Raw genomic sequence first — 16,655 nt, forward strand, 5'->3', positions numbered from 1 at the left:
AGCAGCAGCGATCCCGTGACGGCGGATAATTGCGCGAGCCCTTGGAACATCAGGATTGGGCCGAGGATGCCGCCGAAGAGAACGACGCCGCCGATCGGAATCAGATCCCCACGCGCGATCTGCGACTCGCTCGAGTGCGGGAAGATGAAGCTATACGCAGAAAGCAAAATCGCCGCACCAAGATAGAGCAGCGCCGGCAGCATCAGCGGCGAGATATCGCGCAAAAGAAGCTTCGCCGCCGGCGTGCTCGCGCCGAACAACGCAGCTGCACCAAGCGCATACGCGACGCCGTATCGTTCCATTGGCTGACAATCTAGCCGGTTCCCTGACGTTCTCCGAGCTGAGGAGACCGAGAACCAGCAATAGTCAGCTGACGCGGCGGTGCCGATGTGACGATCGCAAGTGCCGCGCTGTGCGAACCGAGCGCTTGTGTCGCAGGGATTCCTTGGACTTGTGATGAGACTTGGCGGACGTGCGCGCTAGCGGCGTTGGGAACCGAGTAATGCCGCCAGCGGCAGAATCACTTGCGATTGAGATTGGCGGTGGAATCGCGACGACGACAGGCGTGCTCACCGTCGCTGGAGTCTTGACAGAAATCGGCGCGTTCGTGATGCGCGCGGTGCGATGTTCCAGATTTGCCGCCGCGACCGCGATCGCTGCGACCGCCCCCGCAACACCGCCAGCCGCCAAAACCGATCGTAACGAAGGCAGCTTGATGGCGCGCGAGGATTTGAGCCGCTGAACCTGCACAACCGCGTTTTCCGATGCCTCGAAGTCGTGCATGAAAATCGCCGTGACTTCATTCGTATCAAGACCGAGAAATTCGGCGTAGCGGCGAAACGACGGCAACAGGTAAAGCATATCCGGAATCGCATCGTAGTTGCCGGTCTCCATCATCACGATATACGAGAGCTGCAGGTGGCATTCGGTCGCCGCCGCCTCACGCGTCAGTCCGAATCGCTCGCGCGAGGTCGCAAGAATGTGCGCGAGCGACCCGTCCCCCTCGAAATCTGCACATGCAGCGCCTTCAGGTAATTCGATCGGAACGGACCGGCCGTTCGCCCAGAAAATCCAATTGACCAACGAGTGAGACATATTCGATATCCAGCGCCGCGTTAGTTGAGCGACACCTTCGCCAGCAGCGCGGAGTCTTCGAGAAGTTTACTTGCGCCATTCACTACTGCTTTCAACGGATCGTTACTGATACTCACTCGAAGACTGGTCTGGGAGCTCATGAACGCCGCAAGATCGCGCAGCAGCGCGCCGCCGCCGGCAACCACGATTCCATTCTCGACTATGTCGCCAGCGATTTCCGGCGGCGTCTGCTCGAGCGCGAGGCGGATCGCATCGATCAGTTGCGCAAGCGGAGACGCCAGTGCTTCGCGGATATCGGCGCTGGTGATCCGAACGATCTTGGGTTCACGCGCCGCGAGATGCCGCGCCTTGATTTCCAGGGTTTCGACGGCGGCGTCGCGGTCCGCCGAGCCGAGCATGATCTTTACAATTTCGGCCGTCCGCTCACCAATTTGAATATTGTAGCGGCGCCTCAGCAACTGGATAATCGCCTCGTCGAACCTGTCACCGGCGATTCGCACCGATCGCGAATAAACCAATCCTCCGAGTGAGATTACAGCAATCTCAGTCGTGCCCCCGCCTATATCGACCATCATACTGCCCGCCGGCTCAGTCACCGGCATCCCGGCGCCGATTGCGGCTGCGATAGCCTGATCGACAAGGTGAACTTCGCCCGCCCCGACCGACTTCGCTGACTCTGCGACGGCGCGCTTTTCGATAGAGGTGCTGCCGGAAGGAACGCAGACCACCAGGCGCGGGCGCTTCAGGGTTCGTGTGCCGCCGGCTTTCTGGATGAAGTGGCGGAGCATCATCTGAGTCGCCTCGAAATCTGAGATTACGCCGTCGCGAATCGGGCGGATGACTGAGATTGCGCTCGGGACACGCCCAAGCATCCGCTTGGCATCAGCGCCAATTGCCAGGATTCGGCGCTCACCGTCGTTGGACTGGCGAATTGCTACGACCGAAGGTTCATTGCAGACGAGACCTTCGCCGCGCCGATAGACCAGCGTGTTTGCGGTTCCGAGATCGATAGCTAGTTCCTTCGACAGAGTTCGAAGGACGGGCGCGATAACGCTTGGCATATTCCACCTCCACCACAACCCCAACAATCCGCTTTATACAAACATCATTCACCACGCGGCTGGAATTATACTCAGAATTTAGTGGGCGGCTAAAGAGCTAGAGTGTAATATCAACTATAATTGACGATTTAAGTGTGAGGTTCGAGCGCTGTCAAACTGATAAAAATAGACAATGCCATCTTATTTAATCATTGGAGAAGTGTTTGCGATCCGAAAATTAAAGAGCTTACAGCGACTGGATACTCATTTTGACGAATATAAGCAATCAGAGACAATGGGCCATCAATAAAATCAGACGAAACTGCCGAGCATTTTGACGTCGTCGATTTCAGCGCTTTTCTCTTTTCAAAGAAATTGCGTCGCCGCCCGCCAATGAGTCGCGCGGCGTTGACCGCCACCGAAGCGCGCATCGCGTCGATTTATGCGGCGTTCAGCGACGCGCCGCTCAGTTCTTGATCGCGGCCAGCGAGCAATTGCTCGCCCTCCTGCTGTCCTTGCCCTCATCTGCACTTGGTGCGATACATCCCATTAGGAAAAGCATGAGCAACGCGTAGCCTTCACTAATCAGGAGGGACTTCAATGGAAATGCGCGTGATCTCCGCCGACTCCCACATGATGGAGCCTGCGGACCTCTGGGAAACTCGTCTCGATAACGAGTTTCGCGAACGGGCGCCGAAAGTCATCAAGAGCGACAGCGGTAAGGGCTACCTTTTTATCGCGCCGGGTATCCGGCCGTTCCCCGTCGCCGGCGGCTTCGGTATCGGCAAGAGCGGCGCGGAACTGAAGGAGCATCTGAAGAAGGGTTACGAAGCGGCGCGCCCCAGCGGATGGGACCCGGTCGAGCGAATCAAGGATCAGGACATCGACGGCGTCGAGGCCGAGGTCATCTATACGACCCTCGGGATGCCGCTGTTCGGGCTCGATGACGATGAACTGCGCCGCGCCTGCTTTGGCGTGTACAACGACTGGGTGGGTGAATTCCGCGCGCACAATCCGAAGCGGCTGCATCCCGTGGCGCTCATCTCGCTCGACGATATTCCGCTCGCGGTCAAGGAACTCGAGCGATGCGCCAAGATGGGCCTCAAGGGCGCGATGATCTGGGGCGTTCCGCCGGAAGATAAACCCTACTACAGCGAAATCTACGATCCGTTCTGGGCGGCGGCGCAGGAAATGAAAACGCCTCTGTCGCTGCACGTCATCACGCAGCGCGATCAGAAAGGTCGCAGCCGCGACAAGACTGAAAAGAGCGCCGACAGCGCGCCGCGCGAGAGCAACATCCTGCTCGGCGGTCTCAGGATGCTGCTCGGCGGGATGCAGCCGATCTACCAGGTGCAGCGCACGCTCTCGAGCTTTATCTTCGGCAAAGTGTTCGAGCGTTTCCCGGGCCTGCGCGTGGTCTCGGCCGAGAATGACACCGGATGGATCGCGCACTTCATGTATCGCAGCGATCACATGTACTCGAAGTTCGGTACGATGAGCGACGACACCAAGCTCAAGATGAAACCGTCGGAGTACGTGCGCCGCAATATCTGGGCGACGTTCCAGGATGACGCGATCGGCCCCATGACCTACAAGTTCTTCGGCGAAGATAACTACATGTGGGCGTCGGACTTCCCGCATACCGATTCGACCTGGCCCAACTCGCGCAAGGTGATCAAAGAGGATTTCGAGGGCGTGCCCGCTGGCGTCACGCAGAAAATCGTCTGCGACAACGCGGCCCGGCTGTATAACATCGAACTGAACTAGGTAATCGAAGATGGCATACGACTTGTTGATCAAAAATGGAACGGTGGTCGACGGCACCGGCGCGCCGCGCTTTCGTGCGGACGTCGCGGTCGCCGGCGATCGCATCGCCGAAATTGGCCAAATCTCCGAGGGCGCCAAGCGCACCATCGACGCGTCGGATCTGATCGTGTCACCGGGCTTCGTCGATCCCCATACTCACTACGACGCGCAGATCTGCTGGGATCCCCTGATCAGCTGCACCTCATGGCACGGCATCACGAGTGTCGTGATGGGCAATTGTGGCGTCGGCGTCGCGCCGTGCAAGCCCGAGGCACGAGAGATCGCCGCCTGGGATCTCACCAACGTCGAGGCGATCCCGTTCGACACGCTGAACAAGGGCATCAAGTGGGAATGGGAGACCTTCCCTGAATTTCTCAATGCGGCGCAAAAGCGCGGCTCGGCGATCAATCTGGGTTTCCTCGCGCCGCTGACTCCATTCCGACATTACGTGATGGGCAAGGAGTCGATGGAGCGCGCGGCGACCGCCGATGAGACGACACAGATCGCGACGCTGCTCGGCGAGGCGATGGCTGCCGGCGCGATGGGCTTCTCGACCACCACGCTCAGGCAGCATATCGGCTTCAAGGGCTCGCCGCTTGCCTGTCGCCTTGCCAGCAACGACGAGCTGAAGTCCTACGCCAACGTGCTCAAGAAAGCGGGCAAGGGCTCGATCGAAGTCGCGCTCACGAAGAAGATCGCGAGCGTCGCCGAAGATGAATACGCGCTGCTCGACATGTTGTTGTCGGAGAGCGGACGGCCCGTCACGTGGCTGGCGATGGCCTCGACGCCGCGGCATCCGGAGCGGGCGCTCGAGACGCTGAAGCAGGTCGAACCGCTGATCAAACGCGGCGGTATTCCGCAGGTACTCTGCAAGCCATTCTCGGCCCAGCTCGACCTGCACAATCCATTTTCATTCGCCGACAATGAAGTTTGGAATCGGGTCTTTAATCAGCCGGCCGAAAAGCAGAAGCAGATTTACAGCGATCCCGAGTTCCGCAGGCAATTTCGCGACAGCCTGAAGCGGCCGCACCTGTTCGGCGGCCATTGGCATCGCGTCGATGTCCTCGAGGCAACCAATCCCGCGCTCAAGCAATACGAAGGTAAATCGGTGCAGGAAGTCGCCGAGATGCGCGGCAAGGACGGCCTCGATACGTTCCTCGATCTCGCGGTCGAGGACGACCTCAACCTCCAGTACATCATGCAGCAGTTCCATGAGGAGGGCATCCAGCAACTCATCAGCGATCCGCGCACGATGATTGGACTCAGCGACGGCGGCGCGCACGTCGATATGCTCTGCGACGCGGGCTACACGACTTACCTGCTCGGCAACTGGGTGCGCAATCGCGAGGCGGTGACGCTCGAATTCGCGGTCAAGCGCATCACGTCGGAGCCGGCGAACTTCTTCGGCATCCGCGAGCGCGGCCAACTGAAGCAAGGCTGGAAGGCCGACGTCACCGTGTTCGATCCCAACACCGTCAATTCCGCCAAGCGCGCGAAGATGGCCCACGATCTCCCCGGTGGCGGCCGCCGACTGGTGATGCCGGCGGAGGGAATCGAGTACACGATCGTCAACGGCCACCTGTCATACGAGCATGGCAAGCAAAGCGGCCACCTGGCGGGCGAGGTGATTCGTTCGACCGCCGCGTAAAGTCGCCACTCGACGAATTGACTACTGGAGGGCCGAGAGTCGCTGCTCTCGGCCCTCGTCATTAAGGCCTTTTCCAACACCGGAGTAGAGTCATGAAAGGAATCTCACATGTCGCAGTCGGGGTGAGCGATATGGCGCGCTCGCTGCCGTTCTATCGCGATTTGCTCGGCCTCGAAGTAATGCTCGATACGGAAGAGAAAGTCGGCAACGGCTCGCGACACGCAGTTTACATGCGATGGGGCCGCGACGGCGGCTTCCTCGTGCTCTCGCAAACGCTCGGGCGCGATGCCTCGGGTATTCCGCTGCGGCTGCATCAGGTCGGGCTGCATCATTTCGCGTTCTTGGTCGACGATCTGGAAAAGCGCTTCGAGAAATTGAAAAACGCGGGGGTGAAAATCATCGTGCCACCCTATGCAGCCGACACGAGCGCATACGGTGAGAAATCCGGCGGCAAGGTCCTGACCTGCCTCTTCGAAGATCCCGACGGAACGATTTTACAGTTCGACCAACGCATGAATTGAGGAAGCTGCGATGAAAGGTTACGGCGTCACATTGTCACCGATGTCCCGCGCGGCCGCGCGCGCGTCCAACGACAAACCGACCAGCTATGCCGGTTTCGTCGAGCTCGCACGCGAGACTGAGGACGCGGGCTTCTGCGGTGTTTTCATTCCCGAGGCCGTCAACGATGCGCTGATGAGTTCGTTTGCGGTTGCGAACGCGACGAAGCGCATCAACATCGCGACCTGGATCGTGAACATCTATCTGCGCGAGCCTGCCCTGTGCGCGATCTCGGCGGAGATGGTGCAGGAGGCCGCGCAGGGCCGCTTCATCCTGGGTCTCGGCGTGAGCCATCGCCCCGCGCTCGAAGCGCGCGGTATCGACATGGGCAACGCGCGCGAGCGCTTGCGTCATGACACTGAGATAATTCGCAAGGCGTTTCACGGCGAGCTCGAAATGTTCGGGATGAAGTTCCCGAAACCGAACCATCCGATTCCGATCTACTTCGCCGCGCTCGCGCTCGAGACCTCGAAGCTCGGCGGCGAGATGGCCGACGGCCTGATGCTCTACATGTGCCCTCCAGAGCGAATGCGCAAATCAATCGACGCCGCGCACGACGTTGCGAAAAAGCATGGGCGTCAAGCGGGCAGCGTCACCATGACTTGCGGCGTGCCGGTTTTTCTTAGTGACGATCTGAATGCGGCCTACGAAACTGCTCGGCGCGGACTCGCCTTCTATGGCGCGTTGCCCTTCTACAATCGAATCATGGCGAACAGCGGATTTACAGAGCCCGCCGCACGGATAATGGAAGCGGCGCAGCGCCGCGACTCCGCTGCGATGGCCGCGGCGATCACTAATGAGCTCGCCGATGCGGTCGCGCTCATCGGGCCGGCCTCGCGATGTATCGAGCGGCTCGACGCGTATCGCAAGCAGGGCGCCGACGTTCTGATCTTCGCGCCCAATCCCGTGGGCGAGGACTATGCGAGCTGCGTCCGCCGGATCCACAAAGCGTTTGCGAAATTGAACTAGATGTTGGACGCGCTTCGATGATCAAAATCGCACTACTCGACGACTATGCCCGCGTGGCGCTCAAATCCGCCGATTGGTCGCTGCTCGACAGCAAGGCCGAGATCACCGTCTTCGATCGTCATCTATCCGAGGACGAGGCCGCCACTGTGTTGCGCCCCTTTGACGTGCTGTGCACGATTCGCGAGCGGATGAGTCTGCCGCGCAGTCTCTTCGAGCGGCTGCCAAATCTGAAGCTCGTGACGATCATCGGGATGTCGCTGCCGAACCTCGACATGAACGCGGCGTCGGAGCATGGCGTGCTCGTCGCGCACTCGAATTTCGCCAACCCGATCTTCGCCAACATCATGAACGCGACGCCCGAATTGACCTGGGGTCTAATGATCGCGACTGTTCGTCACATGGGCCTCGAGACGCACCGGATGCGCGAGGGCCAGTGGCAGTCCACGATGGGCACCATCCTGGCCGGCCGCACGCTTGGCCTGCTGGGACTCGGGCGTATCGGCAAACGCATGGCCGCCTATGCGCAAGCTTTCGGCATGAAGGTGATCGCGTGGAGCCAGAATCTCACTGATGAAACTGCAGCGTCCGTCGGAGCGCGGCGCGTTGAGAAGGACGAACTCTTTCGACAATCTGACGTGCTTTCGATCCACGTCGTGTTGAGCGATCGCACGCGCGGACTCGTGACCGCACGCGAGCTCGCGCTGATGAAACCTAAGTCTTACCTCATCAACACTTCGCGCGGGCCGATCGTCGTCGAGGCGGATCTGATCGCCGCGCTGCGCGCAGGCCAGATTGCCGGCGCGGGAATCGACGTCTTCGATGTCGAGCCGCCTCCAGCTGATCACCCGTTCCGCACGATGGACAATGTGGTCGTCACTCCCCATCTCGGCTATGTCACGGACGAGACGCTGCGGGCGTTCTACACCGACACGCTCGACGCAGTTGTCGCGTACGTCAACGGCGCCCCGATTCGTATCGCAAACCCCGCGGCGCTGGAGCATCCGAAACAGCGTGGCTCACGATGACAAGGAGCTAACTAATGGCATCCAATCTTGAAGAACGCGTAAAAGAACTCGAAGCGAAGGTCGCCGAGCTTTACGATCGCGAGGAAATTCGCGACCTGCGCTTTCGCTACCACGAATGTATCAATGAAGCGCAGATGGCGGAAATTCCCGACCTCTTCACACAAGACGGCGAGCTCGAGTTCGGGCATCTCGGCAAAGCCAAAGGTCGCGATCAGATCCAGAAGTTTTTCTCAGGCCTCGGAGGAAGCCGCACCGGCGGCCAGCCGCGCGGGCTCTATCGCGTCCGCCAGTTCATTCACAACCACGTCCTGAAGATAAACGGCGATCGCGCGTCCGGATATGCCTACCTCGAAGCAAAGCCGGTATATAACGGCGAGAGCTACGTCGTCGCCGCGCGTTACAACGACGAGTACGTAAAACGCGACGGGCGCTGGCGCTTTAGCAGGATGAGTCTCACGCCGTTTTTCATGGTGCCGCTGAAAGAAGGCTGGGCGGGCGACGACCTGCTGAAGATGGGCCGCTAGGCGAAGCAGAATCGGAGCAGAGACGTTATGAGTGCGAATGATGGAATCCTTGCCGGTCTCAAAGTTATCGACTGCGCGACTTACGTCGCCGGTCCCGCCGCCGCGACGATCCTGTCGGACTTCGGCGCCGACGTGGTCAAGATCGAGCGGCCGCCGGACGGCGACTTGTGGCGCACGTTTTCATCAGTGCCCGGATATCCCAGCACCGATTTTCATTACACCTGGCTTCTGACTAATCGGAACAAACGCAGTATCGTTCTCGATCTGACTAATACTGCCGGGCGCGATGCGTTGCTGAAACTCGTCGCCGGCGCCGACGTCTTCGTCACCAATTTCCAGCCCTCGCTGCTCTCGAAGTTCCGGCTTAAGTGGGAGGATTTGCGGCCAGTCAACTCGCGCCTCGTATATGCGCATATCACCGGCTACGGCGAAAAGGGCGCGGATGCTGATTCACCGGCATTCGACGGCCTCGCATACTGGGCACGCTCGGGCCTGATGACGAGCGTCACGGGCGCCGATGGCACTCCGGCGGGAGCGCGGCCGGCAATGGGCGACCATCCGACGGCGGCGACACTCTTCGCCGCGATTATGCTCGGGCTGTATCGCCGCGAGCGCACGGGCCAGGGTTCCAAGGTCAGTACGTCGCTGATGGCGGCGGGCGCGTGGGCGAACAGCGTCGATATTCAGGCCAAGCTCTGCGCCGCGGAATTTCCAAAACGCGCGGCGGGAGCGAGTCCGCTCAATCCGCTGATCGCCGCGTATCCCAGCAGCGATGGGCACGCGATGATCATCGCGTTGCTCGATCCCGAGCGCGAGTTTCCGCGCATCTGCCAGGCGGTCGGCGAGCCCGAGCTTGCCAGCAACCCGCTCTTCGTGACTGCCGCCGATCGCAAGGAAAACGCCGCCGCGCTTCATGCGATCCTGCTCTCGCAGTTCGAGTCAAAGCCGCTGAGTCATTGGCGCGAGCAGTTTCGCACCTATGACATCAAGTGGTCTTCGCTGCCGACGCTCGAGGAAGCGGTGCGCGATCCGCAGATGCGGGATTGCGGCGCGATTATCAACTTCAATTATCCCGGACACGGCATGATCGAAACGGTGAACAGTCCGATCTTCGTCGCCGAAAGTGAAAAGCAATCGCCGCAGGCGCCGCCGAACTACGGCGAGCATACGCGCGCGATCCTTCAAGAAGCGGGGCTCAGCGCGGACGAGATCGATCGGCTGATTCGTTCGGGCGCCGCGGTCGCGCGTGATCGCAAGTGAGATCCGAGGCGTGACGTGATCGTCGAAAGCCATTGCCACATTATCGCGCCCGATCAAAGTAAGTATCCGCGCGATCTCGGGCCGAGTCCGGCGGCGTGGGTGCGCGATTTGTCCGCGGAGGATTTCATCGCGATGAATGATGCCGCCGGCGTAGAGCGTGCGATTCTGGTGCAGGCCTTCGGCGCCTATCGATACGACAACAGCTACGTCGCCGATGCTGCCGTGCAATATCCCAAGCGGTTCGTCGCGGTATGTATCGTCGATGCGCTCCAGCCCGATGCGCCGCAAACGCTCGAATACTGGGTAAAGGAGCGCGGCGTCGCCGGACTGCGCGTCGTCACCTGGACTGAGCCTGAGCTGATGCTCGACGATCCGCGGCTCGATCCCGTGTGGACGCGCGCATCGGAGCTTCGCATCCCGGTCTGCGTGCTGACCAACTTCCCCCAGGTGCCGCGACTTAAACGGGTGCTGGAAAGATTCAGCGAGCTTCGGCTGGCGCTTGATCACCTGGGACTGCCGCGGCTCGACGACGGGCCGCATTTCCCGAACGAGCAGCCAATCTTCGATCTCGCGCGCTTTCCAAATTTCTACGGCAAGTTCTCATCGTGGACGATCGCCGCGGCGGCGAAAAACGGCGAACAAGCGCGCCTCGATTTCTTTCGCCGGCTCCTCGATGCGTTCGGCGCTGAGCGCCTGATGTGGGGCACGAACTTCCCCGCGAGCAACGATCGCAGCTTCAAGGGTTTCGTCGATTATGCGCAGGAACAGCTCGCATTCATGTCGCTTGAAGAGCGGCGATGGATTTTCGGCGACACCGCGCTGAGTCTCTGGCCGATGTTGCGCTGAGAGCCCGCTGTGTAACCGAACGGCCAGCCGCCCGGATTTGCAGTCGCCAATCGGCGCGGCCAATCTCATTACATGAACATCACTCTGCGGATCATTGCGGCGATCATTTTGGCAGCGGCGTTTTTGACGACGGCCTTCGCCCAGGACATCGCCCCGGCGATCGAGTCGCGACCGTCGGCCAGTGCGGCCCGGCCAACCACCGCTATTTCGCCGACGACAATCGACACGGCGCAGAAGGATGCGGACTCGAAGACGACTAAGAAAATAAACGACGCGCTCAAACAGGACCCCGAACTATCGGCCTCGCTGAAGCAGCTCACCATTTCCACCAATGGAGGAATCGTGACAATTAGCGGCCAGGTTCCCAGCGAAACGCTCGAGGATCACTTGATTACCACAGTTGCCGACATCGTCGGCCAATCGAATGTACGGGTTCAATTGGAAATCGCAGGGGAGTAGCATCGCGGTTAACTTCGACTTGGGAGAATACAGATGGCCAAGACATTCGATGCTGAATCAACCGCGGATGAAGTTCTTGAGGGCGTAGATCTCTCAGGCAAGCGTGTTCTGATCACAGGCGTTTCGGCGGGACTCGGCGTCGAGACTGCACGATCGATAGTGGCGCACGGCGGCAGCGTCGTCGGCACGGCGCGCGATCTTGCCAAAGCGCGACGCGCGCTGGAGGCGGCCGGCAATCCCGCCGTCGATTTGGTCGAAGTCGATCTCGCCTCGCTCGCGAGCGTTCGCAAAGGAGCCGACGAGCTGCTCAAGCGCGGCCAGCCTTTCGACGTGATCATCGCCAATGCCGGCGTAATGGCCTGCCCACAGGGCAAAACGCAGGACGGATTCGAAACGCAGTTCGGCACGAATCATCTCGGCCACTTCGTATTCATCAACCGGCTCGTGCCGTTGCTGCGATCCGGGTCGCGGATCGTCACGTTGTCATCGGCTGGTCATCAGATCAGCGACGTCAATACAGATGATCCTAACTTCGAACGGACTGAGTATCAGCCGTTCGCTTCTTACGGCCGCTCGAAGACCGCCAATATTCTTTATGCAGTCGCGCTCGATGACCGGCTCAAGAGCCGCGGCATCAGGGCCACGTCGTTGCATCCGGGCGGCATCCAGACCGAGCTCGGACGGCACATGACGCCGGAGCTCGTCGAGCAGATGCGAGCGCGCGTCAGCAGGGACACTTCGGGGCGTGTATTCAAGTTCAAGACGGTGCCGCAGGGATCGGCGACGTCGGTGTGGGCCAGCTTCGTCGCACCGGCGGAGGCGGTCGGTGGGCGCTACTGCGAAGATTGCCACGTGTGCGAAGTGAACGACGATACGACCTCGCGCGCGGGAGTGCGCTCCTACGCGCTCAACCTCCAACACGCGAACGACTTGTGGCGCAAGAGCGAGGAGATGGTGGGCGAGCGATTCTCATTGAACTGAGAATCGCTCTGAAGTTTATCAGAATGAACTACTTCTTGGGATCGAGCTTTAGTGAAGCCGAGTTGATGCAATAGCGAAGCCCCGTCGGATGAGGGCCGTCCTCGAATACGTGACCGAGATGCGCGTCGCACTTGGCGCACATGACTTCGGTCCGGATCATGCCGTGGCTTCGATCCTGCTCTTCGACGATCTTGCCGTCGGCGGCAGGCTTGTAGAAGCTTGGCCATCCGCATCCGGCATCGAACTTGGTATCGGACTCGAAGAGTGTCTCGCCGCAGCAGATACATTTATATGTACCGGGCGTAGTGACCGTTTCGTATTCGCCGCTGAATGGCTGCTCGGTCGCCTTTTCGCGCGTGACGGCGTATTGGATTGGCGAGAGTTGCTTGCGCCATTCTTCTTCGGTTTTTTTGATCTTGTCAGACATCGAACACCTCGCGCCTGATTTTACTACCACGGGCGAAAAGATTGCCAACCTGCTTCTGAGACTCAGAGCTTCGTGAAGCCGTCCTTACTCCACTCCTCCGAGCCAACGCCATTGTGCACGATGAAGAGCCCGTCGGGATCATACTTTTTCTTGATTGCGGCCAGACGTTGATAGTTATCGCCCCAGTACGATTGTTGGAAGCCTTTCTCGAAGTAGTTGCTTTCGCTGACATATGCCCCGCCGTTCGGCACGATCGCGCGGAGTTCGTTTACACATTTATCGATCTTTTCCGCAGCCTGGTGCCCTTCCGCAGCCTGCGGCTCGTGTCCCGGGATTCCAGGATACCCAAGTTCTTGAGCATTGCCTGCGATCAGCAGAGCGAAGGCTGATAGAACTGCGGGATTTGTAGCGGTATCTTTGGCCGCTGCGATAGCTTCGGGCGGTGCTCCGGCAAGCCCCTTGTTGAAATGCAATTCGAACGTGGTATGCCGCGAACCTGCGAACAAAGCATTGGCGAGGCGCTCCTGCGAGTTGCGCTCGAGCAGCGACTCGGGCAACCAAAGCGACTCATAACCCCAGATGTACCAACCACATTCAAAAGTGTTGCCCTTCCACCACGCATTATTGGGTCCCGCGCCGGGCCGAGAATCGAATGTCAGAGTCGGCTGAGGAATCAGGCGCACCAGAACGTCGTCAATCAGCGAGTGCAGCGTACTTCCATTGCGCGGAAGAACTACTTCGGGCCAGTGTTCCTTCCACCACTGAGCATCCCAGAAATGCCGCGCGGGAATGCTTCCGATTGTCACCGGAAATTTGACTGAGTAATCGCTGGAGCTTTTGACTTTGTCGATGAACGGCTGCCAGACCTTCTTAGGTTCGTCAGCGGCCAATCCTTGAGAGAGCATCGCGATTTCCAACGTATTGTCTGGACGCATGTGCGCCTGTTCACCCCAGTGATCGTTGAACAGGTTCTCGCTGTAGAAACTTACGAACTCGCGGATGAGCCGGCGATAGGCATCGTCTGATGCCGCTACGACTTTGAAGCCCACGGTGCCAATGTACTCGGGAAGCTCGTGAGCACGCACGGTTAGTTTGCTCACAATACCAAAAGTACCGCCGCCGCCACCTTTCAGCGCCCAAAACAGATCAGGATTGTTGCATGCGTTCGCGATTCGAATTTGACCATCTGCAGTGACGACCTCCGCCTCGAGCAAGCTCGCCGCGGCGGTGCCATAGTGCTTTGAGAGACTTCCGAAACCGCCACCCTGGATTAGACCCGCGAGACCGACCGTCAGGCATCCACCTCCCTGAACGTATTTCCCGGCCTGGGTGCATACCGCCTCGTATGCCTGGATATCGATGGTACCCCCGCCCATGGTCACCGCGGGCACCGCTTGCGTCGTATGCTCACATCCTTGCGGCACAAACGAATCGTGCATCTGGATATCGTTCATGTGACGGGTCCAGATGAGAAGCGAATCGGGAGCATTGGATGTCCCCTGGTAGCTGTGCCCTCCCCCTTTGACTGCGAGACGTAAATTGTTAGCGCGCGCAAAGTTGATCGCCGCCGCGATATCCTGCGCATTCCTCGCCGCGACGGCGTAAACGCTCGGCTGTGTCGTCCATGCGTCGAGCCATCCCAGAGTCTCCGTCAGTCCCGGCTGATCGCCGATATAGTATGGATTCTTCAGGTTCGCGATTACTTCTTTGGCTTCGGCACTGGACGGATCCTTTTTGACTAGCGAAAGCGGAAACTCCACCGGAAACAGATTTCCGCCGACTGTCTCTTTGAGCTGTTTCCATTGCGCCGCAGAAGGCCATCCCGGATCGGACGGACGGCGGCGGCTGAAAGCAGTATTCGCCCATAACCGTTGCGGCAATAGTGGCAACATCGCCACAGATGCGATTCCTCTCAGGAATGTTCTTCTATTCATTTGCTTGGCACCCGTTTAAGCTTTGCACCAGACCGTTTTTTGGAAACAAGCGTATTGCCAGGCATCAAGGCGCTCGCCAGAAAATGTATAGTTGTTTCGAGCGCGTGGTGGTCGCTGATCATCCGAGAATCGGGAGCGTTGTGGCGATGCCGTGCGAACCAACTAACGGTCTCGACGATATAGAGGGCGGCAGTCGTCGGATCCGGCAACGGTTGTAAATATCCCGATTTGATCCGATCGCTCAGATACTTGGTAAACATGCCAACGGCACCTCGCCGGCCTTCCACGTACAGCATCTTCGCGAGCTCCGGGATGTCGCGTGTCGAGCTTTCGACGAGATCGAACCCGCGTCGATGGCGCTCGAGGGCGAAATAGAATTCGCGCAGGATCGCCTCGAGCTCTGCACGCGCATCGGAGGGCTTGCTGGTATAAAGGGCGCTCGCGAGCAAGGGCAGCCGGACCGACTGCATCTGTTCGCGAACCCTGCGCAGCATCGCCTGGAACGACGGCGAGCGCACCGGCGGCGCGGCGGGTGCTGTGATAGGACGATCGCTGAAGCAGTGCTCGCACGCGAGCATGAACAGCGCCTCTTTGCTCTCGACGTAGTTGTAGAGCGTCCCCTGCGAAACCCCCATTTCGCGCGCAATATCCGACATCTGGGTCTGACGATAGCCCTTCGCGGTAAAGACCTTCGTCGCAGCCTCGAGCAAATCGGAGAGCCAGCTTGGCGGACGCACGCGCATCGCGGCTGAGTCTACCTATGATTGACTGGGTCAGTCAATTAAAACAATCGCGCCTTCGTCCAGCGAATTTGCGCAGTTCTCGCAGTGCTAGGCCGTTGTGATCAGGTCCGGTGCGAGTGACTGGACCATGCGACGCATTCCCGATCGCCATTCTACTTTGGTTTCGCCGATCAGCGAGTGCATGCGGGTCAGATCGATGCACACGCTGCCTAATGCCTTTGGGTTTTCGACGAATTGAGGCCTCACGCCGATCAGTTCGCCCAGATAGTCGCACCATTGTTCGATACTGACCTGCTGCGAGCCGCCCAAGTTGGTAATCGTGACTTCCGGAGTTGCGCAAGCCAGCAGGCGCGGGAGTTTTTCGATGAGGTCTTCAGCGTGGATCGGATTGTAGTAGTTAGGCCGCTCCGGATGGACTTCGACGGGAGCGCCGTTGCGCATCATCATCAGATGAAAGTAAGGCCATGCACCGTTGTCACCGTATGGAACGTTGAGCCGCGCGATCGTCGTCGGAATCCCGAACTGCTGTGCGGCGAAAATGCATACTCGCTCGGCCGCGATCTTGGCGATTGAGTATGTGGGAAACATCGCGCGATGACTGTCGCCGAGCGGGTCGGATTCCTTGATTGGCTGCTGGCCGCGATACTCGTACACTCCCGTCGTCGATATGTGGAGGAACGCCTTCACGCTGCGGCATCGCGCCATCAGATGGCCCGTCGCATCGCCATTGACCGCGAGATCGTGCTCGAAGCTGCCAGTCCTGGTGACAGCGCAATTGATCACGTAGTCGAGGTCGCCCGGCACGGCCGACAGCGTCTCGCGTCTCGCGAGATCGAGGGTTACCGGCACGGCACCCATACGTTTCACGGCTTCGCGATCCTCGGGGCGAAGGAATCGCGCGGCCGCAAAGACATTGGCAATCGGGCTGAAGGCCCGCACGATCGGCTGCGCCACTAATCCTGATGCACCGGTAACGAGTATCTTGCTGCCTCTAAGATCCGCTTCGTTGAAAGCCATGACTGACTTCGTTGTGGCGACGAGCTAAAGCCCCGACTCATTGCTAGCAGATTACGTGGCGGACTTCCCGCGCAAAGGGCGCTGCGATTAAGGCTATAAAATCGGGATTACCGACTTAATGTCGGAAAAAACTAGCAGTTTGACATTCAGAACATACTGGCACACTATCGGACTAGGAACCTGCCTACCTGAAAGTGAGGGGTCCTGATGAAGCTGGCGAATTGGCTCGGCAGATCGCTGATGGCATCGACTGCGTCGCTCCTGCTGTTCGTTCAAGGCTGCACAGGACCGCAGACCCTGACCCAGACGACCACGCCTGGAAC

The 16,655-nt window shown here is 59.4% G+C and carries 17 protein-coding genes; 10 read left to right on the forward strand and 7 right to left on the reverse strand.

Annotated elements, in window-relative coordinates; all coding sequences use genetic code 11:
- From VMA09_12980 to VMA09_12990, 3 genes are all read right to left on the reverse strand, one after another.
- A partial coding sequence (locus tag VMA09_12980; protein HUA34516.1) for an EamA family transporter occupies positions 1 to 302 on the reverse strand: 302 nt, incomplete at its 3' end.
- Between the two features lie 64 nt (positions 303 to 366).
- Positions 367 to 1,095 (reverse strand): helix-turn-helix domain-containing protein, encoded by a 729-nt coding sequence (locus VMA09_12985; GenBank protein ID HUA34517.1) that lies wholly within the window; start codon positions 1,093 to 1,095, stop codon positions 367 to 369.
- Positions 1,096 to 1,115: 20 nt separating this feature from the next.
- Complete coding sequence (locus VMA09_12990; protein ID HUA34518.1) at positions 1,116 to 2,156, reverse strand: rod shape-determining protein; 1,041 nt, start codon at positions 2,154 to 2,156, stop codon at positions 1,116 to 1,118.
- Between the two features lie 579 nt (positions 2,157 to 2,735).
- On the opposite strand from VMA09_12990, the gene VMA09_12995 reads away from it, so the two are divergent.
- From VMA09_12995 to VMA09_13040, 10 genes are all read left to right on the forward strand, one after another.
- Positions 2,736 to 3,902 (forward strand): amidohydrolase family protein, encoded by a 1,167-nt coding sequence (locus VMA09_12995; protein HUA34519.1) that lies wholly within the window; start codon positions 2,736 to 2,738, stop codon positions 3,900 to 3,902.
- A gap of 10 nt (positions 3,903 to 3,912) precedes the next feature.
- The gene (locus VMA09_13000; GenBank protein ID HUA34520.1) at positions 3,913 to 5,589 is read left to right on the forward strand and encodes an amidohydrolase family protein; all 1,677 of its coding nucleotides are present in this window, start codon (positions 3,913 to 3,915) and stop codon (positions 5,587 to 5,589) included.
- Positions 5,590 to 5,681: 92 nt separating this feature from the next.
- Positions 5,682 to 6,110 carry a VOC family protein gene (locus VMA09_13005; protein ID HUA34521.1) on the forward strand — a complete coding sequence of 143 codons (429 nt, stop codon included), beginning with the start codon at positions 5,682 to 5,684 and terminating at the stop codon, positions 6,108 to 6,110.
- Positions 6,111 to 6,120: 10 nt separating this feature from the next.
- On the forward strand, positions 6,121 to 7,116 hold the full coding sequence (locus VMA09_13010) for an LLM class flavin-dependent oxidoreductase (protein HUA34522.1): 996 nt from the start codon (positions 6,121 to 6,123) through the stop codon (positions 7,114 to 7,116).
- Positions 7,117 to 7,133: 17 nt separating this feature from the next.
- Complete coding sequence (locus VMA09_13015; GenBank protein ID HUA34523.1) at positions 7,134 to 8,141, forward strand: D-2-hydroxyacid dehydrogenase family protein; 1,008 nt, start codon at positions 7,134 to 7,136, stop codon at positions 8,139 to 8,141.
- Positions 8,142 to 8,155: 14 nt separating this feature from the next.
- Entirely contained in the window at positions 8,156 to 8,665 is a 510-nt protein-coding gene (locus VMA09_13020; protein HUA34524.1) for a nuclear transport factor 2 family protein, read from the forward strand.
- 27 nt (positions 8,666 to 8,692) lie between these two features.
- The gene (locus tag VMA09_13025; GenBank protein ID HUA34525.1) at positions 8,693 to 9,925 is read left to right on the forward strand and encodes a CaiB/BaiF CoA-transferase family protein; all 1,233 of its coding nucleotides are present in this window, start codon (positions 8,693 to 8,695) and stop codon (positions 9,923 to 9,925) included.
- Between the two features lie 15 nt (positions 9,926 to 9,940).
- Positions 9,941 to 10,771, forward strand: coding sequence for an amidohydrolase family protein (locus VMA09_13030; protein HUA34526.1), 831 nt, complete (start codon positions 9,941 to 9,943; stop codon positions 10,769 to 10,771).
- A gap of 72 nt (positions 10,772 to 10,843) precedes the next feature.
- The gene (locus VMA09_13035; GenBank protein ID HUA34527.1) at positions 10,844 to 11,230 is read left to right on the forward strand and encodes a BON domain-containing protein; all 387 of its coding nucleotides are present in this window, start codon (positions 10,844 to 10,846) and stop codon (positions 11,228 to 11,230) included.
- Positions 11,231 to 11,263: 33 nt separating this feature from the next.
- Complete coding sequence (locus VMA09_13040) at positions 11,264 to 12,211, forward strand: SDR family NAD(P)-dependent oxidoreductase (GenBank protein ID HUA34528.1); 948 nt, start codon at positions 11,264 to 11,266, stop codon at positions 12,209 to 12,211.
- 28 nt (positions 12,212 to 12,239) lie between these two features.
- On the opposite strand, the gene msrB is transcribed toward VMA09_13040, so the two are convergent.
- The 4 genes from msrB to VMA09_13060 form a co-directional block, all read right to left on the reverse strand.
- Positions 12,240 to 12,638 (reverse strand): peptide-methionine (R)-S-oxide reductase MsrB, encoded by a 399-nt coding sequence (msrB, locus tag VMA09_13045; protein ID HUA34529.1) that lies wholly within the window; start codon positions 12,636 to 12,638, stop codon positions 12,240 to 12,242.
- Positions 12,639 to 12,700: 62 nt separating this feature from the next.
- Entirely contained in the window at positions 12,701 to 14,530 is a 1,830-nt protein-coding gene (locus VMA09_13050; protein HUA34530.1) for an FAD-dependent oxidoreductase, read from the reverse strand.
- A 38-nt stretch (positions 14,531 to 14,568) separates the two neighbouring features.
- Positions 14,569 to 15,315 (reverse strand): TetR family transcriptional regulator, encoded by a 747-nt coding sequence (locus tag VMA09_13055; GenBank protein ID HUA34531.1) that lies wholly within the window; start codon positions 15,313 to 15,315, stop codon positions 14,569 to 14,571.
- Between the two features lie 87 nt (positions 15,316 to 15,402).
- The gene (locus VMA09_13060; protein ID HUA34532.1) at positions 15,403 to 16,332 is read right to left on the reverse strand and encodes an NAD(P)-dependent oxidoreductase; all 930 of its coding nucleotides are present in this window, start codon (positions 16,330 to 16,332) and stop codon (positions 15,403 to 15,405) included.
- Positions 16,333 to 16,655: the final 323 nt, after the last annotated feature.

It is taken from the genome of Candidatus Binataceae bacterium (genome assembly GCA_035508495.1).
Taxonomy (GTDB): Bacteria; Desulfobacterota; Binatia; order Binatales; family Binataceae; genus JASHPB01.